The sequence below is a fragment of the Peptoclostridium sp. AF21-18 genome (assembly GCF_003478825.1).
Classification (GTDB): Bacteria; Bacillota; Clostridia; order Peptostreptococcales; family Peptostreptococcaceae; genus Peptacetobacter.
The window spans coordinates 1-1,332 of sequence record NZ_QUGE01000050.1 but is presented as its reverse complement, the minus strand read 5'-3'; the positions used below and the strand labels follow the sequence as shown (position 1 = coordinate 1,332).

The following is a 1,332-nucleotide window of genomic DNA, read 5'->3' as shown; positions in this document are numbered from 1 at the left end:
TTTGCAAATAGAGCAAAAACAAGAGAATCTAAATTACAAGTAGAGGTTGCGAAGCTCCAATATGAATTACCAAGATTAGTTGGTTCAAATGAAGATTTAGGTCGTCAAAGTGGTGGAGTAGGGACTAAAAACAGAGGCGCAGGAGAAACAAAATTAGAATTAGACCGTAGAAGAATAGAAGATAAAATTGCTAATTTAAATAAAGAGCTTGAAGTATTAAAAAATCAAAGAGAAGTACAAAAAAGTAAAAGGAAAAAATCTAATATTCCTAATGTAGCTTTAGTAGGATATACAAATGCTGGTAAGTCATCTGTTATGAATGCTTTAGTAGAGAAGTTTATAAATGATGAAGATAAAAAAGTATTTGAAAAAAATATGCTATTTGCAACTTTAGAAACTTATGTTAGAAATATAAAATTAGATAATAATAAATCTTTTTTATTATCAGATACAGTGGGATTTGTTGGGGATTTACCTCATAGTTTAGTAAAAGCTTTTAGGTCTACTCTAGAAGAAGTTTGTGATGCGGACTTATTACTTCATGTGATTGATATATCTAATCCTAATTATGAAAATCATATAAATGTAACAAATGAAACATTAAATCAAATAGGGGCGGATAATATTCCTGTGATTTATGTATATAATAAAGTTGATTTAATGGAATTAGATACATTCAATATAGAAGGGATGCTGGTTTCAGCTAAAAAATATATAGGTATAGAAGAATTATTGGAATCTATATGTAAAAATATATTTATGGATTATATAAAATGTAAGGTTATGGTTCCTTATAAAGATGGTAAAATGACATCTTATATAATTGATAGTTCAACTGTTCTAGAAACTGAATATACTAATGAAGGAACTTTATTTAGTATAGAATGTAGTAAAGAGGATTATGTTAAATACCAGTCATATATAATCTAGAGTGATTCTAGGTATCTATATAAACAATGCATAAATGAAAGAGGATGTCGCATACCAATTGAAAATTGTTCATGTGATAGCCTCTTTTATATTTGATAAGTAATTAGAAATGATTTTATTGTATGTGTTTATTGCAACAATAAAGTAAATAACTACAAATGATGCTAAAGACATTAAAATAGGATAAATAAATACTTCCAAAACCAATTAAGCTAGAGATAAATATACTTGTAAGAATGACTTTGTCTTTGTACGACTACGATGGGGAAAATGTGTATTAAAGAAATAACAAAAATACTTTAAATGAAATGTGTAAATTAAGTTAATGCTATAATATAATAAAGTGAACAATATTAATATATTGCGAAGTAGAAGGATAGGAGCTATGCTCCTATTTTTTTA

Annotated in this window: 1 protein-coding gene; it reads left to right on the top strand. The window is 26.7% G+C overall.

The genetic code is table 11. The features are described 5' to 3' along the window. On the top strand, nucleotides 1-930 hold a 930-nt coding region (gene hflX, locus DWX74_RS10875), incomplete at its 5' end, for a GTPase HflX (RefSeq protein ID WP_118549959.1). Nucleotides 931-1,332 lie beyond the last annotated feature (402 nt).